General features: G+C 61.4%; 16 protein-coding genes. 10 read left to right on the plus strand and 6 right to left on the minus strand.

Annotation, left to right across the window (positions count from 1 at the left end):
• Positions 1 to 8 precede the first annotated feature (8 nt).
• The 8 genes from ACZ5B4_RS01070 (at position 9) to ACZ5B4_RS01105 (ending at position 12,855) form a co-directional block, all read left to right on the plus strand.
• A complete protein-coding gene (locus tag ACZ5B4_RS01070) occupies positions 9 to 1,016 on the plus strand; it encodes a dihydroorotate dehydrogenase-like protein (RefSeq protein ID WP_464912587.1) in 1,008 nt (335 codons plus the stop codon).
• A 375-nt stretch (positions 1,017 to 1,391) separates the two neighbouring features.
• On the plus strand, positions 1,392 to 2,783 hold the full coding sequence (locus tag ACZ5B4_RS01075) for a cytochrome ubiquinol oxidase subunit I (protein ID WP_464912588.1): 1,392 nt from the start codon (positions 1,392 to 1,394) through the stop codon (positions 2,781 to 2,783).
• Positions 2,780 to 3,904 (plus strand): hypothetical protein, encoded by a 1,125-nt coding sequence (locus ACZ5B4_RS01080; RefSeq protein WP_464912589.1) that lies wholly within the window; start codon positions 2,780 to 2,782, stop codon positions 3,902 to 3,904. The genes ACZ5B4_RS01075 and ACZ5B4_RS01080 overlap by 4 nt, the downstream gene beginning before the upstream one ends.
• A 925-nt stretch (positions 3,905 to 4,829) precedes the next feature.
• A complete protein-coding gene (locus tag ACZ5B4_RS01085) occupies positions 4,830 to 8,963 on the plus strand; it encodes a hypothetical protein (RefSeq protein ID WP_464912590.1) in 4,134 nt (1,377 codons plus the stop codon).
• A gap of 373 nt (positions 8,964 to 9,336) precedes the next feature.
• Positions 9,337 to 9,705 (plus strand): hypothetical protein, encoded by a 369-nt coding sequence (locus tag ACZ5B4_RS01090; protein ID WP_464912591.1) that lies wholly within the window; start codon positions 9,337 to 9,339, stop codon positions 9,703 to 9,705.
• A complete protein-coding gene (locus ACZ5B4_RS01095) occupies positions 9,678 to 10,532 on the plus strand; it encodes an FG-GAP repeat domain-containing protein (protein ID WP_464912592.1) in 855 nt (284 codons plus the stop codon). The genes ACZ5B4_RS01090 and ACZ5B4_RS01095 overlap by 28 nt, the downstream gene beginning before the upstream one ends.
• Positions 10,533 to 10,888: 356 nt before the next feature.
• Positions 10,889 to 11,062, plus strand: a complete 174-nt coding sequence (locus tag ACZ5B4_RS01100; protein ID WP_464912593.1) for an MCP four helix bundle domain-containing protein — start codon at positions 10,889 to 10,891, stop codon at positions 11,060 to 11,062.
• Positions 11,063 to 11,211: 149 nt separating this feature from the next.
• On the plus strand, positions 11,212 to 12,855 hold the full coding sequence (locus ACZ5B4_RS01105; protein WP_464912594.1) for a methyl-accepting chemotaxis protein: 1,644 nt from the start codon (positions 11,212 to 11,214) through the stop codon (positions 12,853 to 12,855).
• Positions 12,856 to 13,042: 187 nt separating this feature from the next.
• On the opposite strand, the gene nuoE is transcribed toward ACZ5B4_RS01105, so the two are convergent.
• The 3 genes from nuoE to nuoF all read right to left on the minus strand — a co-directional run bounded on the left by nuoE (position 13,043) and on the right by nuoF (position 17,650).
• Positions 13,043 to 13,615 (minus strand): NADH-quinone oxidoreductase subunit NuoE, encoded by a 573-nt coding sequence (gene nuoE / locus ACZ5B4_RS01110; RefSeq protein WP_464912595.1) that lies wholly within the window; start codon positions 13,613 to 13,615, stop codon positions 13,043 to 13,045.
• A complete protein-coding gene (locus ACZ5B4_RS01115) occupies positions 13,612 to 15,381 on the minus strand; it encodes an NADH-dependent [FeFe] hydrogenase, group A6 (RefSeq protein WP_464912596.1) in 1,770 nt (589 codons plus the stop codon). The genes nuoE and ACZ5B4_RS01115 overlap by 4 nt, the downstream gene beginning before the upstream one ends.
• An 85-nt stretch (positions 15,382 to 15,466) precedes the next feature.
• Entirely contained in the window at positions 15,467 to 17,650 is a 2,184-nt protein-coding gene (nuoF, locus tag ACZ5B4_RS01120; RefSeq protein WP_464912597.1) for an NADH-quinone oxidoreductase subunit NuoF, read from the minus strand.
• A gap of 650 nt (positions 17,651 to 18,300) precedes the next feature.
• On the opposite strand from nuoF, the gene ACZ5B4_RS01125 reads away from it, so the two are divergent.
• Complete coding sequence (locus ACZ5B4_RS01125; RefSeq protein ID WP_464912598.1) at positions 18,301 to 19,341, plus strand: HDOD domain-containing protein; 1,041 nt, start codon at positions 18,301 to 18,303, stop codon at positions 19,339 to 19,341.
• An 84-nt stretch (positions 19,342 to 19,425) separates the two neighbouring features.
• Here the strand turns inward: ACZ5B4_RS01125 and dnaB are convergent, their stop codons facing one another.
• The 3 genes from dnaB to ACZ5B4_RS01140 form a co-directional block, all read right to left on the minus strand.
• A complete protein-coding gene (dnaB, locus tag ACZ5B4_RS01130; protein WP_464912599.1) occupies positions 19,426 to 20,892 on the minus strand; it encodes a replicative DNA helicase in 1,467 nt (488 codons plus the stop codon).
• Positions 20,893 to 21,099: 207 nt separating this feature from the next.
• The gene (locus tag ACZ5B4_RS01135; RefSeq protein WP_464912600.1) at positions 21,100 to 22,008 is read right to left on the minus strand and encodes an SAM-dependent methyltransferase; all 909 of its coding nucleotides are present in this window, start codon (positions 22,006 to 22,008) and stop codon (positions 21,100 to 21,102) included.
• A gap of 186 nt (positions 22,009 to 22,194) precedes the next feature.
• A complete protein-coding gene (locus ACZ5B4_RS01140) occupies positions 22,195 to 22,800 on the minus strand; it encodes an isochorismatase family protein (protein WP_464912601.1) in 606 nt (201 codons plus the stop codon).
• A gap of 248 nt (positions 22,801 to 23,048) precedes the next feature.
• Between ACZ5B4_RS01140 and ACZ5B4_RS01145 the strand changes: the two genes are divergently transcribed.
• Positions 23,049 to 25,808 carry a M16 family metallopeptidase gene (locus ACZ5B4_RS01145; protein ID WP_464912602.1) on the plus strand — a complete coding sequence of 920 codons (2,760 nt, stop codon included), beginning with the start codon at positions 23,049 to 23,051 and terminating at the stop codon, positions 25,806 to 25,808.
• Positions 25,809 to 25,858: the final 50 nt, after the last annotated feature.

The raw sequence follows: 25,858 nt of genomic DNA on the forward strand, positions 1-25,858 counted from the left end.
GCTGCAAAATGAGCGTTGATCTACGGACTAAATACCTGGGTTTGGAGCTGAAAAACCCCTTCGTCGCTTCGGCCTGTCCTTTGACGGAATCCCTCGACAACCAGCGTCGGTTGGAGGACGCCGGGGCCGCCGCCATCGTGCTGCCGTCTCTCTTCGAGGAGCAGATCCTGCAAGAGGAGGAGAACTTCGTCGGCGTGCACGAGTTCGGCACCGACAGTTTCGCCGAGGCGCTTTCCTACTTTCCGGAGCCTGAGGAATACCGTATCGGCAGCGAGGAGTATCTCGATCGAATCCAGGCCGCGAAACGCTCGCTTTCGATTCCGGTCATTGCGAGCCTCAACGGGACCTCGCTCGGCGGCTGGCTTCGTTACGCCAAGCTGATCGAGGACGCCGGGGCCGACGCCCTGGAGTTGAACATCTACTTCGTCGCCGCCGACGTGGAAATGACGGGCGAAGAGGTCGAAAAACGATATTTGGAGCTGGTCGAGGCCGTGTCGTCTTCGATCTCGATCCCGGTGGCGGTCAAGGTCGGACCGTACTTCAGCTCGATGGGCCACATGGCACGTCGCCTGATCGGCGCGGGCGCGAAAGGCTTGGTGCTTTTCAATCGCTTCCTCCAGCCCGACATTCGGCTGGATACCTTGGACACGCGTCCCCATCTCGTGCTGAGCACCGAGTTCGAACTGCTCCTGCCCTTGCGATGGATCGCCGTACTGTACGGTCGGGTGGACGCCTCACTGGCTTTGACCAGCGGCGTGCACTCGTCGCAGGGCGCGATCAAGGCCGTTTTGGCCGGGGCCGACGTGGTCATGTTGGCTTCCGCCTTGTACAAACAGGGGCTGAGCTGCGTCGGCGCCATGGCCGAGCAGATGAAGGCCTGGATGGAGGAAAACGACTACGTTTCGGTAGCGCAGATGAAAGGCAGCGTGAGTCATCGCAATTCGCCCAACCCGGCGGCCTTTGAGAGAGGAAACTACATGAAAGCCTTGGCGTCGTTTGCCGGTACGCCGATCTGACGTGGCGCGGCCCCATGGCTGGATGCGGCAACCGTTCGCCGCGTTCCTGAAGTGCTGAAGCTCTCACAGAGAGGTGGATGCTCGGGCGAAGGATTTACCCCATGCCTGCTCGGTTCTTCGCCGGACAGGGATGTTTTTTTGACGGGGGCTCCTCGCACGGACGGAGGTGGTCCGCCGAGAGATCCGCCGAGAGAGTCAAGGACGCTTCTCGGAGCTCCGTCTGGCAGTCCGCACGTGTCGGGCTATGATGAACGAATATCGCAGCGCACGGAGGTGCCGTTCACCAAATCCCCGGTTTGAAGCCGCGCGCGGGTCGGTAATCCGACGGCGGCCCGATGTTCTGCGATTCCCGGCTCATCGACGAAAGGACCATCGATGCATTATCCGTGGTGGTATGTTCCGCAGCTCACGGCACCGATGCTTATCGCCGTGATTTCGGTTTTCCACGTGTTGGTCTCGCATTACGCGGTAGGAGGCGGTTTGTTCTTCGCCGTGGAAACCGGTTTCGCCTACCGCACCGCGAACCGTGATTACCTGGACTATCTGAGGCGGCATGCGCCGTTCTTCATCCTGCTGACCGTCGTCTTCGGCGCGATCTCCGGCGTCGGGATCTGGTGGACGATCGGGTTAGCTTCGCCGCTGGCCACGGAAGTGCTGATCCGAAACTTCGTTTTCGGATGGGCCACGGAGTGGGTGTTTTTCGTGATCGAGCTCACGGCGGCCTTCATCTTCTATTACTGCTGGAACAGATTGGAACCGAAGACGCACGTGACCATTGCCCGGATTTATGCGGGCGCAGCGTGGATTAGTCTGGTTTTGATCACCGGCATCACGGCGTTCATGCTTCATCCCGGCTCGTGGTTGGAGCACCGCACGTTCTGGAGCGGCTTTTTCAATCCGCAATTCATTCCGCAAACGATTTCGCGTACGGGGGGCGCCATCCTGCTGACCTCCCTGTACGTTTACGTGCACGCCTCGTGGACACTCAAGGAGTCGGCGCTCCGCGAGTTGATCGTGCGGCGGTCCACGCGGCCGGCCTTGATCGGGGCCGTGATGATCACCCTGGGCGGTATCGGTTGGTTCGCCATGCTGCCGGAATCCGCGAGAATGGCCCTGGAGGCGGCAGCCGTCCTGACGGTGCTGACGGTGCTGATCTTCGCGCTGACGGCCGCCGTCTTTTTTTTGCTCTATTTGGGGCCGTATCGTCACCCGGAATGGATGAGTCCGGGCTTCGCCTTGGCGCTTTTCCTCTTCGGCTTGGCGGCCTTCAGCACGGGAGAGTTCATCCGTGAGGCCGTCCGCAAGCCGTATATCGTCTACAACGTCGTCTTGGGAAATCAAATCTTGGAGGAGGAGGTACCGGTTTTCCGACAGGCCGGCTTCCTCCAGAGCGGGCGATGGACCCGCGAGTACGTCCGGGAACGCTTTCCCGAAGCTCTGCAAGGCGGCAAAGTCGATTCCCGAAAGTTGCTCGCATTGAAGCCCGAGGATCGCGTGCTCGTCGGCCGCCTGATCTTCATGCACCACTGCAACGATTGCCACGCCGAAAAGCAAGGCTACTCCGCGGTCGGTCCGGTGCTCTTCGGAAAACCGCGTGAAATGCTTGTGGAAATGGTTTCACACTTGCACGAAACGCATTATTTCATGCCCCCTTGGTCGGGAACGCGCGAAGAGGCGGAACTGGTGACCGACTATTTGTGGACTCTGCGACCGGAGCGCCCCAAGGGCATCTATCCCAACCTAGAGCAGTTGGAGGCCGAGCGATGATGGAAACCTTGGATACTTCGGCCTTGCCGGCGATGCCGGCCCCGTTTTGGTTCGTACAGTTCTTCAAAGTCTTGGGATTCATCCTCCACATGGTGCCCATGAATCTGTGGTTCGTGGGCATGGCGCTGGCCGTCCTCTTTTATCGCCGCTCGGGCCATGCGCGCGAGTGGGCGGAACGGCTCGGGATGCAAATGCCGGTCATCGTGGCTTTCGGCGTCAACTTCGGCATCGTGCCGTTGCTTTTTGTACAGGTGGCGTACCCTTGGGCTTTTTACCCGGCCACGATCCTCACGGCTTGGTTTTGGTTCTCCATCATCATCCTGCTGATCTTCGCCTACTACGGCGTCTATGCGTTCGCTTTCGGGCTCAAAGCGAAAACGGCGACCATGCCCGCGTGGCGCTACGCGGCGGGATGGATCGCCGCAGGGCTGTTCCTGCTGATGGGATTGCTGTTCTGCAACGGCTTTTCGTTGATGGCTTCGCCGGACCAATGGAAGCCGCTTTGGCTGAGCCATAACACGGCCGGCGCGGCGACGGGGACGGCCCATCATTTCGCCGATCCCTCGTTATGGTTGCGGTGGTGCTTGATGCTGGGGTTGGCCATGCTCACCACGGCCGCTTACACCGTCGTCGATGCCGCTTGCTTCGTGAAAACCGACCGCACCGAATATCGTCGCTGGGCCGGAGATTTCGCCTGGCGATTGAGCCTTGCCGGGTTCGTCGTCACAGCCGCGGCGGGGGCCGCTTACGTCTGGGGAACGTGGGATCGCGGGCTGCTCGCGTATATGACCGGCGGCGCACGCTTGGCGCTGACCGTTTTGACGGCTCTTTCTCCCGTCTTGCCCGTCCTCGCGTTAACGTTCTTTCGCCGTCGCGCCTTGGATGTCATCGCGGCGGGCGCGGTGGGCGGATCGCAAGTTGTCGTGCTGGCGCTGAACGCCGTCAGCCGCCAGGTCGTGCAAAACCTGGAAATCGCCGCTTACGGCAAGGTCTGGGAAATCCCGCAAAGTCCCGATTGGGGCCCGATGGTGCTGTTCTTGGTCACCTTCGTGCTGGGTGCCGCTGTAATCGGATGGATGCTGGCGCAGGTCGTGCGAGCCGCTAACGCGACCTCGCAGTGACGTGTTCGAAAGGCCGCGGTTCACTTGTCCGGCGACCCTGTCTCGTCGGGCTTTCCCCCGCTTTTTCTTCGCCGTGCCGTTGCGCGAAGGCGTCGGGTTTGCCCTACCGGTTGGAAGCTTGCCATCGTGATGCGACGGCCGGTTCAGTCGCCAAAATCGCGTGCGCCGCACCACCGCATATCAGAGCGGCTTCCCTGCCAAACCTCGCGCTCGCCGCTGCGTCTTCTCTCTTTTTCGCGGTGTCGCCGAATCGCCGTTGACAGTCGCAAGCAAGAGCTGTACTCTCCCGCCCTCTTGTTCTAGCAACCCCTTTGATGCGGCTCGGCAAGCGGGAAGTTTCAACTGCGGCACGGGTGCGTCCGTGAGATATCGGCGGCGGTGGCGAGACGAGGCGGCCGGGCAAGAGGTCGGCCGTCTTCGGTTCACGAAACCCCGGCACGCGAGCAATAGGCATCAGGGCCGGTGACAGGGTGTGCCCCACGAATCGGGCGAGGAAGTCATGCACGCTTTCCAGGTTCGAACGGGCAGACGACTTCCGACCGCCGGGATTCGAGAGGCGAGGACAGGAGGAAGGTGAAGTTTCGGTTTGTGTTTCGCCGGATGGTTCTCCGTCAAGCAACGGACGCAGGAGCCGAAATGCTTCCACCGCGAAAAATCCGATGAAATCAACCTTGACCCAAAACCGCGATTAGAGTATTTGACCCGTACCGACCCTGTGTCGGATCAGCGAATTCACCGAATCTCCGCCTGTGGAACACGAGTCTGGCAAGGGAAAGGGCTCGGGGAGATTGCGGCGACGAAGGCATCGCATGGAGGCGATACCCCTATGCCGTCGGAGCGTTACGGACACCGAAGTTATCTTGGCTGGGACAGCCGCCACCGAGGCGCGGAACGGAGTCCTGCGAGTCTCGAAAGGAGAACTGGGTTGAAAACGACTGTGCGCATCCTCACCGGCCTGGCTGCCGTCGGCCTGGGGCTGCTGATGACGGCACCCTGGGCGGTCGGACAGGGACTGACCGACTTCGGTACAACGCAGCCTGCCCAAGACGCTGACGCCTTGCGCCGGCAAAGCGATGATCTGCTGAAGCGGGCCAAGCAGGCCATCGCCGAAAGAAACTACCAGGGCGCGGAATTGCTGATCCGGCAAGCCGAAGCTTTGGGCGTTCCCTATCCCCCGCTGCATCTGGGAGACACGCCGAGCAAAGTCCGCCGGACCTTGGAAGCGGCACGCTCGGCCGCCGGTGCTCCCGCCCCCGGGCAAACTCCCTTCGATGCCCGGGGATTGAGCGCCGACGATCCTAAGAGCCTTGCCAAGACCTATCTTCGCAACGGTCGATTGGCGCTGGCCAAGGGAGATGTGCAGGATGCCGCCAATTGGTACCGTGCCGCGGTCGGCGTCTCGGCGGTATTCTCGCCGGACGAGGATTCTCCGGCCAAGTTGGCCGACGATCTTCGCCGCATGGGCTATGATCCCGCCGCGGGCAATCAAGCCGGCTCGGCGAATGGAGCGCCGATCACGCCCCTGCCGCCGGTCGGCCAGATGACCTCGATGACGCCGCCCGGAATCACCCCCGAAAGCAAATCGCCCACCCAGAAGCAGAGCGATCAATGGTTGCTGGAGGCCCGCCGGGCCTTGGCCCTGGGTGACATCAAGACCGCACAGCGCCACGTGGAGCAGGTCCGTTCGCTGGGGCTGACTTACGGTCGCTTCGAAGATTCTCCGGAACGGATCGAAACCCTGATCCGCACCTATCAAGATCTCATGGCTCAAAAGGCCGAGCGAGGTCAAAGCGAAGGGTGGCGTCGGCTTTACGCCAAGCTGCTGCTGGAACAGGCCGACGGCTTGCTGCGTTGGGGTGATCTGAACGAGGCGGAGCGCCTGGCTCAGCACGCGGTGCAGCAAGGCGTCAGCTTCAGCCCCTTCGAGTTGCGACCGGAGACGATCCTGGATCGCGTCGCCGAAGAACGCCGCCGTCGCAGCCCGGTCAGCGTTCCGGAAGCGGCCGCGAACGCCCCCGGTTATGCCTTGGCCGCCAAGCAGCGTGCCGCCGATCTCCTCCAGCGTGCTCGTGCGGCGCTGCAAACCGGTGATTGGAGCACCGCGGAAACGTATGCCATGCAGGCGGCTTCGTTCCAACTTCCGGAGTCGGCCTTCGGCCCCGGCGAGGACAGCCCCGCCCGCTTGCTTGCCGCCGTGCAACAGGCCAAGTCATCGGCGGGAGTCATTCCGGCCGCCGCGCAGGGCGTGGTTCCGGCCTCGGGGAACTACGGCACTCCCAATGTCGCGGCGGCGGCGGTGTACAATCCCGCCGCGGACGCCACGCGCAACGTAGCGGCCTCGTCGGTCCAACCCGGCCTACCGGCAGGGCCCTTCCAAGCCGAAGCCGCCGTCCCCGGCCGCGGCATGATGCTGGTCCGGCAGGCGGAGGAAGCATTGCGGCGGAACGACCAAGCGACCGCCATGGAGTACTTCCGTCAATCGACGGCCTACTTCGCGGAAATGGACCCGGTCACCGTGCAACGGGTTCAGGACATCCTGCAACAATCCGCAGCTCGCACGGGCTACCAGGCCGTGCCGCCGAGCTCCGAAATCTCCATGCAACAGCAGATGATTGTTCGGCAGCTTTCCGCGGAGTTGGCGCAAAAGGAATCCCAAGCTCTGAGCCTGTTGGACGGCGATCCCGCGCGGAGCCGGCAGATCTTGGAAGGGATGCGCGGGAAAATCGAGACCGCGTCCGTCGATTCCGCGGCGCGGGATCAGCTCCTGCGGCGATTGGATGCTCGACTGGCGGAGATCTATCGCTACGTCGAGCAAAACAAGCCGATTCTCGATCGCCAAAAGCGCAATGCCGAGGTCGAGACTTCGGTCACGCAAACCCGATTGGGAACCTTCGACAAGCAAAGCAAGCTGGCGGAGATGGTGCAAGAGTACAATCAGCTCATCAGCCAGCAGCGCTTCGCGGAGGCGGAGGTGGTCGCGAAACGGGCGGCGGAACTCGATCCCGAGAACCCCGTCACGCAACAATTGGTCTTGAACGCCCGATTCATCCGCCAATACAGCGAGAATATGGCCCTCAAGGATCAGAAGGAACAGGCCTTCCTTGCGACCTTGGCGTCGGTGGATCGCTCGTCCGTGCCCTTCGACGACTCCAATCCGTTCCTCCTGCCGGACGCCAGGGAATGGAAGCAGTTGACGGATCGGCGGGCGAAGATGGCCGAAATCCGCCGGCAGCGTTCGGAAAGGGAGCTGGAGATCGAGCGTAAGCTCTCCACCCCGGTGATGATGCAGTTCGAGGCGGCGCCTCTGTCGCGAGTGATCGACTTCCTCGCCAAACTCTCCGACGTCAACGTGCACATCGATCCGAACGGCTTGGCCACGGAAGGCGTTTCGACCGACGCACCGGTGACCATCAATCTCTCTCAAGAAGTCTCCCTCAAGAGCGCGTTGAACCTGATCTTGCAGCCGTTGCACCTCTCCTACGTCATCCAGGACGACGTGCTGAAAATCACCAGCGAGCAGATGACGCGCGGCGTGGTCTATACCAGGGCGTACGACGTCGCCGACCTGGTCAGTCCTATCCCGAACTTCATCCAAAGCGGTATGCCGCTGGATGCTGCCTACGCCAATGCCATGCGTCAAGCCGGCGTGGTCTCGGCCGGTACGACGCCGAATACCGTCCTCGCCTCGCGCGGCGGTGAACGGGTCTCGGCCGTAATCAACCCGGCCATTCTGGCTCAGATGTCGCAATCCACGGCGAACGCTCTGCCGGGCGGCGCGAACGTGCCGTTCGGGGCGGGCGCCGGCGGAATGGGCGGTGCCGCGTTGGCCGACTTCCAAAGCCTGATCGACCTGATCCAGACGACGGTGGATCCCACCAGTTGGGATGCCCAAGGCGGACCCGGTTCCATCTCGCCGTTCCCCACCAATCTCAGCCTCGTGATCAGCAACACGCAGGAAGTTCACGAACAGATCGCCGACTTGCTGGAGCAGCTCCGCAGAATGCAGGATCTGCAAGTCACCGTCGAGGTCCGATTCATCACCTTGAACGACAACTTCTTCGAACGGATCGGCGTCGACTTCGACTTCGACCTCAATGACAAGATCGACGGCCGAAGCGGCGTTACCTTCGGACAAGTCGTGACTCCGGCCGATCCGGCGAATGACGAGGAAGAGGTCCGCGACCTGACCGACAAGGATTCGAGCCGGGGCGTGACGGTGGGCCTCAGCGCACCGGTCGGCTTGGGTGCCCCGGCCAGCTTCAGCGCCGACCTCGACATCCCGTTCCGCCAAGGGAGCTTCGCGCTGGCCACGCCGCAATTCGGCGGCTACGACGGTACCGCGGGCGCTCAACTGGGATTCGCCATCCTGAGCGAGATCGAGGCCTATTTCTTCATCGAAGCCGCCCAGGGCGATCGCCGGTCGAACGTCCTGCAAGCGCCGAAGGTCACGCTCTTCAACGGCCAATACGCCTCGATTTCCGACCAGTCCACCAGCCCGTTCGTGATGGGAATCATCCCCGTGGTCGGCGATTTCGCGGCCGCCCAGCAACCGGTGGTCGTGATGGTCTCCGAGGGCACCTTCCTCACGGTACAGGCTGTGGTCTCCCAAGATCGGCGGTTCGTCCGCATGACGGTCATCCCCTACTTCGCCCGCATCCAAGAGGTGAATCAGTTCACCTTCACCGGATCGGAAACGACCACGGAGACGACCTCGGCGGAAGGGAACCAGACGGAGCCGAACGACAACACTAAGAACAGCCGCAACCGCACGACCACGCGGCAAGGCAGCACCGTCCAATTGCCCACCGTGGCTTCGGTCTCCGTGAACACGACGGTCAGCGTTCCGGACGGCGGCACGGTTCTGTTGGGCGGTATCAAGCGGCTGAGCGAGGGCCGCAATGAGTTCGGCGTGCCGATGCTCTCGAAGATCCCGTACCTCAACCGGCTCTTCAAGAACGCGAGCGTCGGCCGGGAAACCCAAAGCCTGATGATGATGGTCACTCCGCGGATCATCATCCCCGAAGAAGAGGAAGAAAAGCTCGGCATCACCACGCCGTAGCCGAAAACCGAATCCCTCCCCCCTCCTGATACGAGGGCCGCCGGTTCGATCACCGACGGCCCTTTTTGCTGCGCCGCGGTGTCTGCTCCCTCGAAGCCGCAGTGCATTTCCGACTGTGCGAGGTACCTCCGCACGCCGCGGGGCCGCTCTTGTGCGAGCCTGGAGCAGTGATAGATTGTGTTGGAGCGAAGAGAACGGCACCACACACCGAGCACGCCCGAGCGTGCCCGGATCTGCGATTTCGGAATGAATTATCGCCGTGACGGCCGCGAGGAACTGCCATGCACCATATCAAAAGCCTGTTCCGCTATCTTCCGGCAATAGGAGCGGCCGCGCCGTCGCGTCGGGTCGGTTTCCAGGAACCCTCCGGCCCTTGGTCGAATCGCGATGTGTGACGCGCATCCTCGGCCGGGCGGCGCTGGTTTGGCTCGCTTGGTGCTGCGTTGCGGGCGTCGCCGCTGCCGATGAGCGAGACTTCGGCTCCTGGACGCTGAAGAGCAGTCGTTGGGGAGACTTTCCGCCGCCCAACTCCGGCGATCAACAAACGTGTTTGGTCGTCGCCGATTTCGACGGCGATTCGATCCTCGATTTTGCCGTGGGCGAGCGGACCCGAGCACCGGCCGTCGTGTGGTATCGATGGACCGGGACGACTTGGGAACGGCGCGTCATCGAGGCGGGGGGCTGCGGCCCGAGGCGGGAGGCGTTGCGGCCGATTTGGGCGAAGACGGCGACCCCGATTTGATCTTGGGCCAAGACGCCTCCGGACCGGAGATGCGGTGGTGGGAGAATCCGAGGCCGCATTTCGAAAAGCCTTGGAAACGGCGGCTCATCAAGGTCGATGGGGGACGCAAACATCACGATCAGACGTTCGGAGACTTTACGGGCGACGGGCGCCCCGAGTTGTTGTCGTGGAATCAAGGTGCCAAAAGTCTTCTCATGCTTTCACCGCCGAAAGACCCGCGGGTGGAAACGCCTTGGTCGGCGCGGGTCATTTATCGCTGGCAGGACGGCCCGGAGTTGGAAGGTTTCCCATCGCAACCCGTGGACGTGGACGGCGACGGAGTGTTGGACATCGTGGGCGGCGGGCGATGGTTGCGGTACCGCGGCGACGACGCCTTCGACTGCGAGATCATTGATGACCGCTTGCGGTTTACCCAGTGCGCGGCCGGACAATTGGTGGCGGGAGGGCGGCCGGAAATCGTCTTCTCGCCGGGTGATACCGACGGGGAGGCTCGGTGGTACGAATTCGACGGCAGGAGTTGGCAGGGGCATTCGCTGGGGGAGGTGGTGCACGGCCACACGTGCGAGATCGGCGACCTTGATCGTGACGGTAACCTAGACATCGTGATCGGCGAAATGGGATCGCCCGGCGCCGGAGACCGTGCTCGCATCATGGTATGGCTCGGAGACGGCCGGGGAGGGTTCCGAAAGGAGATCGTCCGCACGGGTCAAGGCATCCACGAGGGCAGGCTTGCCGACGTCAATGGAGACGGACACCTCGATATTCTCGTCAAGCCGTACCACCACAACGCGCCGCTGATGGAAATACTCTTGAATCTTCGCCCCTGACTCATGGCAAGATGGCTGTTGCCATCCGTTATTCCCAAAATGGCAAAGTTTTCATGATTTATTTCGAGGGCGAGGGGATTGAGGACAGCCGTTCAAAATGCCGTTCGGAGCGGATGATGTCGTTTGACCGGGCGATTTTTTAAGCTACAGTTTTATTAGTTGCATCTCTTATTTGCGAGCCGGTCTCCTGTTCTCGCGCGGAGCAGTTGCTTTCTATTAGCTACTCCACCCCTCCCGTTCTCGCGGCTGCCGGCATACGGCGGCTTCGCATTGACAGGTGATCAGTCGCTGCGTGGACTGATTGCTGCTCTCCGAAGTGTTCGCTCGCATGCTTCTTTGCTGAAAGGAGTACGACCATGGCGCGCCAACGATTGTCCCGTGTCTCGATCAAGACGAAGTTGATCGGCGGCTTCTGCTTCGTCGCCTCGGCATCGGTGGTTGTGGGGGGGATCGGCTACTGGGCCTTAAACCGATTCCAGGCATGTGCCCAGAATGTGTCTCAGACCATTCTGCCTCCGTCAGCTCACTAAAGAGTGTCAAGGCGGCTTTCGACGAGTTGCGTATTGCGCAACGGACCCTACTAAGCCAGAAACTCGACGATTCGACCTGGGAGCAACAATTTGAGACGATTGAAAAAGCGAGGAAGAGCTATAGGGAAGAATGTGCACAATTCGAGAGCATGAGTCATCCGCCCGATATTCAAATGCTTTGGGATGACTTTCAGGCGGCGGTAGCCGATTGGCGGCAACTCAACGATAAGGGCTTGGCGCAGTGCCGCGATATTCGAGCTTTGGACGTTGGAGATCCGGCCACGTTCCTGTGCCAAATAGAAACGCTTCGCCTGGGACACTATAAGCTCCTTTCTAAGGTACAGGGGCTTGTGCTCCGTGGAACGGAATTCGACGGCGGCGACGACCACACAAGTTGCGAATTCGCGCGGTGGGCGAGGAGTTTTCAGAGTCACAATCGGGATATCCGCGGAGTATTGGACCGAGTTGCGGAACCGCATCGACGTTTTCACGACGCGGTGGCGGAGATCAAACGCATGAAAGCCTCCGGAGACGAAGAAGCCGCAAGGGCGGAATTGCTAAAAATGGAAGCGGCGGCGGAGGAGACCTTGGCGGGCCTGGAAGAATTGGAGTCGGTGGGGAGGGCCGCCTTCGAAAAGGAAAACGCCTACTTGGCGCTGGTCGTTCACGAAGCAGCGGACAAGCAGGCCAAGGCCGCAGGCCTCTTGGATCGGGTGATCGCAAAGCAAGAGGAGCTGGCCGATCAGACCGTGGCGGAAGGGACGCGGACGTCAAGATTCGCAAAGGCCGTCATGCTGACCGGTTCCGCTCTGGCATTTCTGGTCGCGCTGGCGGTGGGAGTATCGTTAGCGATCAGCATCGTGCGCCCCATTCGAGAAGTTGTTGGTATGCTTCAAGACGTGGCCGAAGGCGAAGGCGACCTTACGAAACGCCTGCGCGTTTCCGGTCAGGACGAAATTGGAGAAATGGCTGTTTGGTTCAACACCTTCTGCGACAAATTGGAGGCGATCATCGCCGATGTGACTTGCAGCACGGAACAGTTTCGGGAAGGCTCGCGGATCGTGTCGGAGGCCTCTCAAAGCTTGGCCTCCGGCGCGCAGGAGCAGAGTGCGAGCGTTGAACAAATCAACGCGTCGATTCAGCAGTTGGCGGAGTCGGTCGCGACCGTCAAAAGCGCGGCCCAGGAAGCGCAACGGCTGGGATGCGAGGCGGAAGGTTTGGCGAAGCGGGGCGAGCGGGCCGTCGGTCAATCCTTGGAAGCGATGGCCGACATCCGCAAGAATGCGGAACAGATATCCCAAATCATCCAAGTCATTTCCGAGATTGCCGGTCAGACGAACCTCCTGGCCTTGAACGCCGCCATCGAAGCGGCACGGGCGGGCGAACACGGAATGGGCTTCGCCGTGGTGGCGGACGAGGTGCGCAAGCTGGCGGAACGTGCGAATCGTGCGGCCGCCGAGATCACCCAACTCATTCGCAACGCCAACAAGAGCGTCGAGCAAGGAGTGGAGTTGAGCCAAGCCGTAGCCGCCGCCTTAGGGGATATCGTCTCCGCCGTTCAGGCCACGGCGGGCAAAATCGGCGAAATCGCGGAATCGGCGATCGCGCAAGCCGGCGGGGCGGAAGAAGTGGCTCGCGCCGTCAGCGGCATCGCCGAGGTCGTGGAGCATACCGCTTCCAGCAGCGAAGAATTGGCCTCCAATAGCGAGGAATTAGGGTCGCAAGCCGATTCCTTGAGCCATTTGGTCGGGCGATTCAAGATCCGACAAAATATTCATGGTGTGATCGCCTGATCGTCCCTCCTGGGAGCCGAGTCTGGCGTGAACCGGTAACCGGAAACCCGGGCGTCGAGAGCCGGCCGGCCCTCGACGCCCTCTTTTGGTGCGGAATACTTGAGCGAGACCCGGGGAATGGATCGCCGCCCAACTGGGAGGCGGCTCCCGTGTTCTTCGTACGGCTCTTAAGAGTGCCCAAAAGCATTCAGGTCTGCGGTTGTGCGGGCTTTTCGTCGCTTTGCTGCCGGGCTTTCTTGATGTATTGATCCAAGATGATGGGAATCTGGTCGGGCGTCACCGAACCGTGCATGTCGTCGTTAACCACCAGCACGGGCGCCAGGCTGCACGCCCCGAGGCAACGTGCGCCTTCCAAGGTGAACATGCCGTCGCCGGTGGTTTCGCCGAAATGGATGCCCAATTCGTCCGAGAGTTTCTCGGCGAGGCGGTCCGCTCCCTTGACGTAACAGGCCGTCCCCAGGCACAAATTGATGATGAACTTGCCTCGCGGTTGCAACCGGAAATAGTGGTAGAAGCTGGCCACGCCCGATACCTTCGCGGCGGGCACCTGAAGCAATTGGGCTACGGCATCCAGTTGCGATTGTCCCAAATAGCCGAACTTGCCTTGAACCCGATGCAGCACGGCGATGAGTTGGCTGTGCGGGTCTTGCTCCGCGCGGCATTGCTCGATGAAGGAGACCAGGTCTTCACCCAGCACACGCTCGGCGGCGGCCTTGACTTCGGCCCAATTATCGGTGGAGCACGCGTGTTGGCAATTCATCGGATACCTCGCGGCAACTTCGGCGAATAGTGTGTGTGCAGCAGTTGGTGCGCCCGTTCCGATCCGGGGCTGCCCAGAAACTTCTCGTAGATCTCCTCCAACGCCGGGTTCTCGTACGATTCGCGGAGCTTCTTGGAGCCGTCGATAGCGTAGAGCGCGGCAGCGCGTTTTTTGAGCAATTGCGGATCCAAGATGTGGTAATGGGGCGGAGGATACGGTTGCCCGCCGCCGCCGATGCAACCGCCGGGGCAGGCCATCACCTCGATGACATGGAAATTTTCCCGTCCGCTCGTCACCTTATCCAAAACCTGCTTGGCGTTGTTGAGTCCGTTGGCTACCGCGACATGAATGTTGCGTTCGCCGATGGCGACGTAGGTTTCGCGAAGCCCCTCCACGGCTCGAACCTCCGTGAACTCCAGGCGTTCCGGCGGCCTATCGGTGAGGATGTGGTAGGCGGCCCGCAGGGTAGCCTCCATGACGCCGCCGGTCGTGCCGAAAATATCCCCCGCCCCCGTCGCCAGGCCGAGGGGAGCGTCGAAATCGCCGTCGGGCAGGGAGGTGAACTCGATGCCGTAGCACTTGATCATCCAAATCAGCTCCCGCGTCGTTAGGACGGCGTCCGTATAGGGTAAGCCGTTTTCCATCATGTGCTCCGGCCGCCGAGCCTCGTACTTCTTTGCGACGCAAGGCATGACCGCGACCATGAAGACCTTTTCGGGCGGGATTCCCTTCTGCTCGGCGTAATACGTCTTGGCCAGCGTCGATAGCATGCTCATCGGCGATTTGCAGGTCGAGGCATGCGGAATCAGCTCCGGATAAAACTTCTCCATAAAGCTGATCCAGCCGGGCGAACAGGACGTGATCATCGGCAAGGGGCCGCCGTTTTGAAGGCGCGTCAAGAACTCGTGCGCCTCCTCGACGATGGTCAAGTCGGCGCCCAAATCCGTATCGAAGACGGCGTCGAAGCCCAAGAGTCGTAGGGCGGTGACCATCTTGCCGGTGCAGGGCGTTCCCGGCGGCAGGTCGAAGCCTTCTCCGATGGCCGCACGAATGGACGGCGCCGTTTGAACCACGACGTGCATTTCCGGATCGGCCAACGCCCGCCAAACCTCTTCGACGCTGGATTTTTCCAGAAAAGCCGCCGTCGGGCAGACATTGATGCACTGCCCGCATTGAATGCAGACGGAGTCGTCCATTTTGACCAAATGGGCGGGGCCGACCTGCGTGGTGAACCCGCGACCGTGTTGGCTCAAGTTGTACACGCCCTGAATCTCGGAGCACACACGAACGCAGCGGCCGCAGAGGATGCACTTGTTCGGGTTGCGTACGACGGCGCTGCTGCTGTCGTCGATCGGAAACTCCTTGCGTGCTCCCGCGAACAACCGTTCCCGAACGCCCAGCGAATAGGCCAGGTTCTGCAATTCGCAATTGCCGTCGCGATCGCAAGTTTGGCAATCCATGGGGTGGTTGTCGAGCAACAGCTCGACGATATCGCGCCGCGCCTCGCGGATGGCCGGCGAGTTGGTCTTCACCGACATCCCTTCCCAAACCGGGGCGCTGCACGAGGCCGTGTAGGCCCCCGTCCCTTCCACTTCCACGATGCAAACGCGGCACGATCCGGCCAGGCTCAGATCCGGGTGGTAGCACAAGCGCGGGATGCGGATGCCGAGCTTCTCGGCCGCCTGCATGACGGTGGTTCCCTCGGGCACGGTCAGCGGCGTACCGTCAATCGTGATGTTGATCTGCTTCTTGCGTTTGCGAATCATGGTCAAGGGTTTCCCTGGTCCGCCCGAACTTTGCGACTGCTTCGCGCGGGTCCGCCCGCCGAGGACGAGCCCGCCGCATTCTTCGTTACAATTTCAAAACGGCATCAAACCGGCAAACCTGGAAACACCGCCCGCATTTGATGCAGCGTGCCTGATCGATCACGTGCACCTCGCGCCGGTTGCCGGAAATGCACTCGACGGGGCAATTCCGGGCGCAAGCGGTGCAACCGACGCACTTCTCGGCGTCGATCTCAAACCGAATCAGAGCGGTACACTTCTTAGCGGGGCAGCGTTTGTCGCGAACGTGGGCGAGATATTCGTCTCGAAAATGGGTTAGCGTACTCAGGACCGGGTTGGGGGCTGCGCGTCCCAAACCGCATAATGACGATCGCCGCACCAGCTTCGCCAGGCGTTCCAACTTATCGAGATCGCTCTCGTCCGCCTTTCCGGTGGTAATGCGCTCGAGAATCTCCATCATCCGCTTGGTGCCCTCCCGGCAAGGAGTGCACTTTCCGCAGGATTCGTCCTCGGAAAAGGCGGTGAAGAACTTGGCGATATCCACCATGCAATCATCCTCGTCGAGGACGATCATGCCGCCGGAGCCCATGATCGAGCCGGCCCGGTTCAGCGTGTCGAAATCGACGCGTAGATCGAGCATGGTCGCGGGGATGCATCCGCCGGCGGGCCCTCCGGTTTGCACGGCCTTGACCGCCTTGCCGCCGCTGCATCCGCCGCCGATTTCCATGACGATTTCGCGAAGGCTGATGCCGATCGGCACCTCGACCAGCCCGGTGTGGGCGATCTTTCCCGCCAAGGCAAAGACCTTGGTCCCGCCGCTGGCTTGGCTGCCGATGCGGCTGAACCAATCGGCGCCGTAGATGATTACGGCGGGGACGTTGGCGAAGGTCTCGACGTTATTGATCACCGTCGGCTTGCCCCATAGGCCGACCTCGGTGGGATACGGCGGACGAATTCGCGGTTGTCCGCGTTCGCCCTCGATGGAATGGATCAGGGCGGTTTCCTCGCCGCAGACGAAGGCCCCCGCCCCCAGGCGAATGCTGAGATCGAAGTCGAATCCGGAGTTGAGGATGTTTTTGCCCAAGAGGCCCCACTCGCGGCACTTACGAATGGCGCGTTCGATCCGCTCCACGGCCAAGGGGTATTCCGCCCGGACGTACACGAAGCCCTGATGTGCGCCGATCGCAAAGGCCCCGATGATCATTCCCTCGATCACGTTGAAGGGGTCGGATTCCAGCATGCTGCGGTCCATGAAGGCGCCGGGGTCCCCTTCGTCGGCGTTGCAGATGATGTAGCGGACCTTTTCAGGCGACTTGGCCGCCAAGGCCCATTTTTCACCCGTGGGAAATCCCCCGCCCCCGCGTCCCCGCAACCGAGACCTGATGACTTCGTCGATCACCGATTGCGGATCACCGCCGCTCAAGACCTTCGCCAAGGCCTCGAACCCGCGAAAATGCACATATTCCTCGATACTCTCGGGATCGATGATGCCGTTGTGCCGGAGGGCGATTCGGGTTTGTCGGTTGAAGAATGCGACCTCGCCGTACAACTCGAAGAAGTCTTGGCTGACCGGTTCATCGCGGACGCGGAGACGTTCCACGACGCGGCCGCCGCGAATGTGCTCGCGCACCACTTCTTCCAGATCGGCCAGGGTCTCGATGCGATACAGCACGTTTTGCGGGCGAACCAGGATGTGCGTACGTTTGCCGGCGTGCTCCGCGGAGCACGCTCCGAAGCAACTGGCATTGATGACCCGGCATTCTTCCGGCTCCACACCCATGGCGCGAAGCTGGTTGGCCATGGGACCGCCGCAAATCTTTTCCCCCTTCCAACCGCAGCGCAGGGAAGCGCAGTTGAGTATCTCGAACCGACTGACGGCCGTGATCGGGCCGTCCAAGACGTGATCGAGCAGCGGCTCACCCTTCAGGATGTGCTGCGTGAATATGTTATGCACCAGTTCGCGCGTCACTTGCTGGTATTTGACCGGCATGGTACCGGCCCGGTAGACGCTGACGATCGGCTCGCGGCTGCATCGGCCGGTGCAGCCGGTGCGTCGCAAAACGATGTCATCCCGCCCGGACGCCGCGATGTGTTTGCGGAACTCTTCGGCGACCTCGACGGCGCCGGCGGCATTCTCGCAAGTCGCTGATCCGACTTGGACGAAAATCCGGTCGCCCGCGGTCCGCTCGCGGACAACCTCCTCGCTTTTCTGCCGGATGGTCTGCAAAACATCCCAAACTTGCTGTTTCACGGTCGCTCCTCGTGTCTGAGCCGAACCCGTTCCAATCCAGCCGCCGACAAGACGTGCCGCCCGTGCCGGTTGCTAGGCCGCGGCCGTCCCGTTTCCGTGGTCTCGTCCAGCGCCGCTGATCGCAATCGCAAACACGCACCAATTTACCAGAATCGGTTTAGAAAAATAAGTGCGCAACGATGGCGCAACAGCTATCTCACGATCTCTAAAGGGTCGGTCCTTTTGTCAGCCGGCGTATCTTGGCAACCTTGCGCGGGTACGCGATTGGCGGCATCGAATGAACGAACCCAACGGCCACAATGCTATTACGTAGTCGCAATTCAGTCGGTTCTTCCCTCTAAAAAGTCGCGGGTCGACGGGAACTCGGGGCCGGATCGCCCGGATCGCACAGCCCTTTCCGAAGAATTCGGGACGCTATTTTCATCTTGCGCCGGGTGGTTAGGCCGGATTAGGCTACGGTTCGGTGTGCCGTGCCGTGTGTGGCCGTGTCGTGACGCTTCGTCATGGGGTATCGGCACGGATGTCGGGGTAACACCGGACGCCGACTCGGGGCCGGCGCGATTTTGCGATGCATGCCCACCGGCAAGCTATAGTTCTTATGACGGCTCCTCAACCCGCGCACATCCTTCGGTTTTAGCGAGATTCCCGCCGTGACCGATTCCAACGAGCGACCGATGAACGACAGTCCGAAACGCTCCCAGGGCGAAGCGGCTTGCCGCCGGCATCGTGGTTCCGCGGATGCCTGCATGGACGCCTTCCTGGACGCCGTGGACGAGCTTCACTCCTCGCCGACGGTTGCCTGGCGGGTACTCAACTTGCTCAAGGATCCTGAGTTCGACGTTCGGGATGTGGAAACGCACTTGGAGGCGGATCCCGCCTTGACGGCCTCGATCCTGAGGCTGGTAAACTCGGCCGCCTATGGTTTGCCGCGCCGCATCTCCAGCCTGCGACAAGCCATCATGCTGATGGGTGCCCGCTCGCTGCGTTTGGCCGTGCTCAGTTTCGGTTTGGTGGACCGTTTGACCCGTGGGACTCCCGCGCAAGTTTACGACGATTTCTGGCGACGCGCTTTGACCACGGCCGTCGCCGCGGCCAGGCTAAGCCGTGAGGTCCAGCGGTGCTCGGCGGACGAGGCCTACAGTGCGGGACTGCTGGCGGACCTCGGCGTACTGGTCTTGGCGCAAGTCGATACCAATCAGTACGTAAAGATCTACACGAAGCATCCGCACGGCACGACCTTGCAGGACGCGGAAGTGAGTCGCTACGGCTTCTCGCACGCGGCGCTGGGAGGTCGGCTGCTGTCCCGATGGGGCATCCCAAACCCTCTGCCGCTCGCCGCGGCCAATCATCACCTTCCGCCCGTGGGCGATGCGCTCTTGCTTCGAAGCGTGTATGCCGGGACCTTGCTGGCCGACGTGCTGTGGACCGCCGGCTCGCCGCTCCTTCCGAAGATTCAGGAATTCCTCGAACGGCATTTCGACTTCGATCTCGACCGTTTTATCGATCTGGCGATGGAGTGCAAAGCGGACATCGCCGACGCCGCCGAGATGTTCGCCGTGCGCATCGAAGGGGATATCGACTGCCGTCGCTTGCGGCATGAGGCCGCCCGCCGCTTTCGTGAAGAGGCCATCGACACGGCCATCGACTACGACGGCGTGACCGCGGTCTTGGACCAAGACTTCGGCCCCTGAGCGCCGCCGCGTCTTCGCCTTGCCCCTCGACTGAGATCGTCCGGCCGGGCGTACGCAGCACGCTCTCCGCAGGCAGACGCGGCTTCAGAATGGGGCCTCGCCGTAGTCTGGCGGGCCATAATCGTCGGGCACGTAGTCAGCCGCATACCCGCCGTCGTCCATGGCTTCGCAATTCTCGAATCGCGTGAAGTCTTTCAACCAGGTCAGCTTCACCTCTCCAATCGGTCCGTTCCGCTGCTTGGCGATAATGATCTCCGCCAGACCGACGAGATTTTGCGACTGCGCCTCTTCTTGCGTGTGGTAATACTCTTCGCGATGGACGAACATGACCACGTCGGCATCCTGTTCGATGGCCCCCGACTCGCGGAGATGGCTGAGCCGGGGTCGGTTGTCCTTCGCCACTTCCGTCTGCCGGTTGAGCTGCGCGAGGCAAAGGATGGGCACCTTGAGTTCCCGGGCGAGGGTTTTCAGCCGCCGCGTGATCTTCGCCACTTGCTCCTGCCGAGGATCCTTGGCGTTGTCCGGCTCGATCAATTGCAGGTAGTCGATGACGATGAGCCGAAGGTCCTCCTTGCGTTTCAAGCGCCGAGCCACCGCCGCGATCTCGGTCACAGTCCGGCTGGGAGCATCGTCGATCAACAGCCGTCCGCGGCTCAGTTCGCCCGCCGTCTTCACGAGCTTCTCGCGATCATCGGCCGAAAGAAAGCCGCTGCGAAACTTGTGCCCGTTGATCTTGCCCCGGGAGCAGAGCATTCGCTGGACCAACTCCAGCCGGGACATTTCGAGGCTGACGAAGAGGCACGTCATGCCGGCATCGACGGCGACGTATTCGGCGATATTCGTCGCCAGCGCGGTTTTCCCCATGCTGGGTCGGGCGGCCAGAATGACAAGTTCGGATTCGTGCATCCCGCCCGTCAGCTTATCCAGATCGCTGAAACCGGTGGGAACCCCGGTGCCCGCTCCGTGCTCCATGCGGTGATCCAGGTGCTGGAACGCCTCCATGAGCACGTCGCCGATGGGGGCGATCTCGCTGGTGGAGCGGCGGTCCCGAACGGAGAAGATTCGCTCTTCCGCCCGATTCAATAGCTCGCGCGGCTCCAATTCGAGGTGAAACGCGTCGCGCACGATCTCGGTGCCGGCCTGAATCAAAGCCCGTACAAAGGCGTGATTCTGCACGATCTCGGCATAATAGACGGCATGCGAAGCCACCGCGACGGATTGGGCGATCTCGGCCAGATAGGCTGCCCCACCCACCGCCTCGTATTCTCCGTGACGCCGCAATTCCTCGACCAGCAGCATGGGGTCGATGGTGCGGTTTTCGGCGTGCATCGCCAACATTCGGGCATAAATGCGGCGATGGGCGTCCTGATAAAAATCGTCGGTGACGAGACGGATCGCTACGTCATCCAGGACGCGAGGATCCAGCAGAATGCTGCCCAGCACGGCCTTTTCAGCGTCGTCGCTATGCGGCGGCGTCCGCCCGAAAGGCGCTCCATCTCCGCCGTGCCGCCCAGAGCCTTTCTCGCCATCTTTGCGTCCGTTCTCGCTCACGGCAAACCTCGACCAGCAGTGCTCGGCATCGCCATCAAATCCTCCGCTTGACGCAAATCTAACGCTCCCGCCCGGATCGGGCAATTCACCCGTTTTAGGTCATGCCCCTGATCTCGCCGGGGTGTATCCGGGGCGCAAAAAAACTCGCCCCAACCGGCAGGGGCGAGTCGCAGGGGCTCCTCAAATACCGCGGAGGCGAAAACGCGGTCAGTGAGCATGTGCGCCGGATGGGGCCGTCGCTGCCGGCCGCTTGTGGCGAAACGTCAGAAAGTCGCCCACGTAAATCATGTATTCGAAAGGCAACTGCTCCGGAATCACCTCCGCTTGAATTTTCTCCAGCGTGGATTGGATGACCTGTTCCCTGCCCTTATATCCGGCCTGAATGACGACCGCCACGGGCGTTTCCGGCGGGTAATGCGTCTTCAATTTCTCGATGAAGAAGTTGAAGTCCGCCCGCATCGTGAACAATACCATCGTTGTTCGCAGTTGGGCCAGCTTGTCGATGGTGTCCGTTTTGCCGGGCCAATCGTTGGCCGACAGAATGACGGACTTGGTCTCCGACGCATTGGTCACTCCCTTGCCGATAGCGGCATTGCCGGCGTTGAACGCACTGACTCCGGGCACTACCGTGGGATGAAGGTCCTCGAACTCTTCCAAGCACCAAGACCACGGGCCGTAGATCAACGGATCGCCGTTGTCCAGGATCACCACGGTCTTGTCCTGCTCGATCGCCTGCCGGACCCGGGCGATGAATTCGTCGCGTTTTTTCGCCAATTCCTCGGCTCGTGGACGCTCTCCGGGGGGCAAGGTCTCCGGATCGGCTCCGTAGTATTCGAACAGTCGCCAATAGCCGGTGACGACCTCTTTGCCGGCCAGATATTCACCGAATTTGTCCTGAATACCATCGGTGCAGAAAATGAGGTCGGCTTTCTTGATGGTTTCGATGGCTCGCAATGTGATCAAATCCGGATCGCCCGGCCCGACGCCCACCAAGAACAGCCGCGTGGGATGCCCAAAAGCCGAACCGGCAAAGGCACACAAGAGCAAGGCCGTCCCCAGAACTCGGACGAATTGCAGCTTCCACCTCAACGCTTCCCAACGCTTTCGCGGCGACATCAATTCCGCTCCTTTCAACGGTGAGATCTTAAGGGGCTTTGGGAATCCGCGTTCGTTCTCTCGGAATCCCAAGTGGTAATACGATTTGTGTAAGTGTAATACGCGGGGAGGCAGACGACAAGACCGCGGAAGGTGGGAAAAATCCCCGGCCTGCCAAGTAGAGTAGAATTATTCAGCCGCGCAAGCTCAAGGCGCCGGGTCGGCGGGCGCGCCGGGCGGCGTTTCCTTGGCAAGTCGGCTGATTTCGCGAAACTCCGGCGTCCCGGCTCGAACGCACCATTCGAACATCGCGGACTCCGCCGTCGTCAGAACGACGCCGCACAGCTCCATCCGCCGCAAGGCAGTGAGATAATCCACCTCGTAACGCGAGCCGACGGCGTCCACCGCCACATAGACCCGAAACCCCATACCCAGCAAATCCAAGGCCGTCTGCTGCACACATACATGGGTTTCGATGCCGCACAGCAAGATGCGGTGGATGCCGGTTCGCCGCCAGTCCTCCAACAATTGTTTGCACTCGCGGCAACTGAACATCAGCTTCTCCAGCCGGGGACCCAATCGCTCCGCCAAGGGGGCCGCGGTAGTCCCCAATCCTTTTGGATACTGCTCCGTGGCGGCGAAGGCCAGGTTCAGAATCTTAGCGGCGTCGATCAGGCGGCGGATGTTCCACACCACCCGTTCCCGATCTCGAATCGCGGGCAACAACCGCTCCTGCACGTCGATGACCAACAGGGCCGTATCATCGGCCGCCATCAACTCCGGACTGCGCGGTAGGAATGGACTCTGATTCATGCCGAATGCACTCCCTGAAACGCTTATCTGCGACGATCGTTTTCGCTTTCGATCCCCCTTCCGGCGAGTCCCGCGAGGCGATGGTTCGCGTGTCCGTTCGTTGCGACTCGCCCTTGGCAACCCCGACGGCCTAACCAATAATGTTAAACGATCGGCTTAGGCTCCGCCTCGGGCGGCGGCCCAAACCGTCGGCGGGTTTCCCGAATCCTCGAGACGCCGCTCCCTCCGCCCAATGGAGAAACCATGGTATGATGCGTTTCCTTTCACGGTTGCGTGGTGTTGTCGTCGCCAAGTTCATCGCTGGAATGATCGGGGGGCTGACGGCGGCCTCCTGTCTCGTGCATGCCGCGGAACCCTCCTCTTCCGCGGAGTCCCCTGTGGAGGCTGAAGTGTCCGACGTCCCGCAGATTACCAAGCAAGTGGCTTTCCCGGACGGTATCTCCCTGTTCGAGCTGTCGAACGGTTTAACCATTCTGGTTCAGGAAAACCACACGGCGCCCGTGGCCACCGTCCGCTGCTTCGTCCGCAACACCGGCAGCATCTATGAAGGCAAGTATTTGGGCGCCGGATTGAGTCACGTTCTGGAGCACGTGGTTTCGGGAGGTACGACGACCAACCGCAGCGAGAAGGAAATCGCGGAGCTGATCGACCGTTTCGGCGGGAAGACGAACGCCTTTACCTCCAGCGATATGACCGCGTATTTCATCGACTGCCCGGCGAGAAATGTGGCCGAGGTAATCGAGCTGATGGCGGACGCCATGCAGAACATCGCCTTCGAACCGGCCGAGTTCGAGCGGGAGCTGAAGGTCGTGAAGCAGGAATTGGCCGACGGCGAGGCGAATCGGCAACGCGTGCTGTGGAAGATGTTGAATCAAACCTTGTATTTGCAACATCCGGCGCGGCACCCGGTAATCGGCTATTTGGACGTGCTCAGCCGAACGGACAACGAGGCGATCATCGACTTCTATCGCGCGCGTTACGTGCCGAATAACCAAGTCTTCGTCGTGGTGGGCGACGTGAAGACGGACGACGTGGTCGCACGCATCGCCCAGTGCTACCGAGGCAGCCGTCGATCCGCCGAGACGTATGTGCCGCTGGTCGAAGAGCCGCCGCAAACCTCGCCCCGCGAGTCGATTCGAGAAATGGAGGGCGAAACGTGCAATTTCGTCCTGGCTTGGCCCACGGTGCGCTTGAGCGATCCTGACCTTTATCCGCTGGATGTGGCCGCCGAGATCCTCACACGAGGCGAAAGTTCGCGGTTAGTCCGCCGGCTCAAGCGCGATCGTTCCTTGGTGCTCGATGTCACGGCGGCCAGCGCCACGCCTTCCTATGTCCGCGGCTGGTTCGGAGTGATCGTGGACTGCCCAGTCGAAAACGAGGCCGAGGCGGAGAAAATCATCCTGGAGGAGATTCAAAGGCTGTGCGATGAACTCGTGCCGCAAGAGGAGCTGGACCGCGTCAAACGCAAAAAGGCGGCCGACCTGATCTTCGATCGCGAAACGGTGGAATCCGCGGCGGACAGTCTGGGGCGAGCCTTCTTGGCGACCGGCGATCCGCGTTTCGACACCGCTTACACCGAGGCCGTCCAACGCGTCACGGCGGAGGAAGTGCGCGAGGCGGCTCGTCGTTATTTCGTGCCTCAGCGATTGAACCGCGTAGCGATTTACCCGCCCGGCAAGTCGCCCGTGCGTCAAGCGGAAGCTGCGTCCGCCGAAGAAAGCCCGGTGCAAATGGTTCGGCTGCCGAACGGTTTGCGCGTTATCCTGAAACGGCAGGCCAATCTGCCGCTGGTCACCATGCAGGTGGCGATTCTGGGAGGCAATCTGGTGGATGACGACACGACGGCGGGCCGCTCCAATCTCGTCGCCCAGATGCTGGACAAAGGCACGGCAAGTCGTTCGGCCCGGGAGATCGCCGAGCTTTTCGACACGTATGACGCCCGAGTCAGCTTCTCCGCCAATCGGCACACCTTTACGGCTCGGCTTTGGACCGTGCGCGATCAATTTTCCGCTGCGGGAAGCCTGGTCGCGGAGTGCCTGTTGAAGCCGACGTTCCCGGAGGAGGAATTGGCCAAGGTCAAGCAGCTCACCCTGACGGCCATCGCCAACCGCAAGGCCTCCCCCAACGCCGAAACGATGGAGCTGTTCTGCGACCTCCTGCCCCCGAGTTCGCCGTTCCATCTCCTTCCGGAGGGCAAGAGGGAAAGCGTGGAGGGCTTGACTCGCGACGACCTGATGCGGCATCACCAGCATTATTTTGTGCCGGAAAATACGGCCGTGGCCGTCTTCGGCGATATCGAGCCGCAGGCGGCGCTGAACCTAGTTCAAGAGTGGTTCGGCGCGATGAAACCGGGCGAAAAGCCCGTGGAGATTGCCTTCGATCGCGATAACTCCATTCCTCGCGACATCGCCAGGCACATGCAAACGCAAAAGCCGACGGCCTTCTTGTTTCTGGGGTACAGCGCGCCGTCCGTCCGCGACGAACGGGATTACGCCGCCATCCAGGTGCTCGATACGATCATGTCCGGATACGGTTATCCCGGCGGCTGGCTGCATGAGGAATTACGCGGTCAAGGACTGGTCTACATGGTGCACGCCACCACGTTCGCGGGCCCGACCCCCGGCTTTTTCGTGATCATGTCCCAGACATCGCCGGAATCCCTGGCAGAGGTCGTTTCCCGAATCGAACGCCGCGTGGAACAGGCCAAGTCCGGCCGCATCGATCCCAAGGAGTTCGAAATCGCGAAGCAACTCTTGACGGCATACCACGCCCAAGAGAATACCACCATCGGCGATCAGGCCTTCCAAGCGGTGCTGAACGAGCTTTACGGATTGGGCTACGACTACGAAAAGACGTTCGACGCCCGGATCGAAGCCGTCACGCTGGAGGACGTGATCGCAGTTGCACGGAAGTACCTCGGCCACGCGATCCTGGCGACGACCTCTCCGCTGCCGGCCGTGTCAGCCGAGGCGACTGTCAATCCGGAAACGACCTCCTCGGCGCGCTAGCGGAGCGCCGTCCCCGGTATGACGCCCGGTATGTCGCACCGTCCAAGAGA

The organism is Thermogutta hypogea (assembly GCF_055386265.1).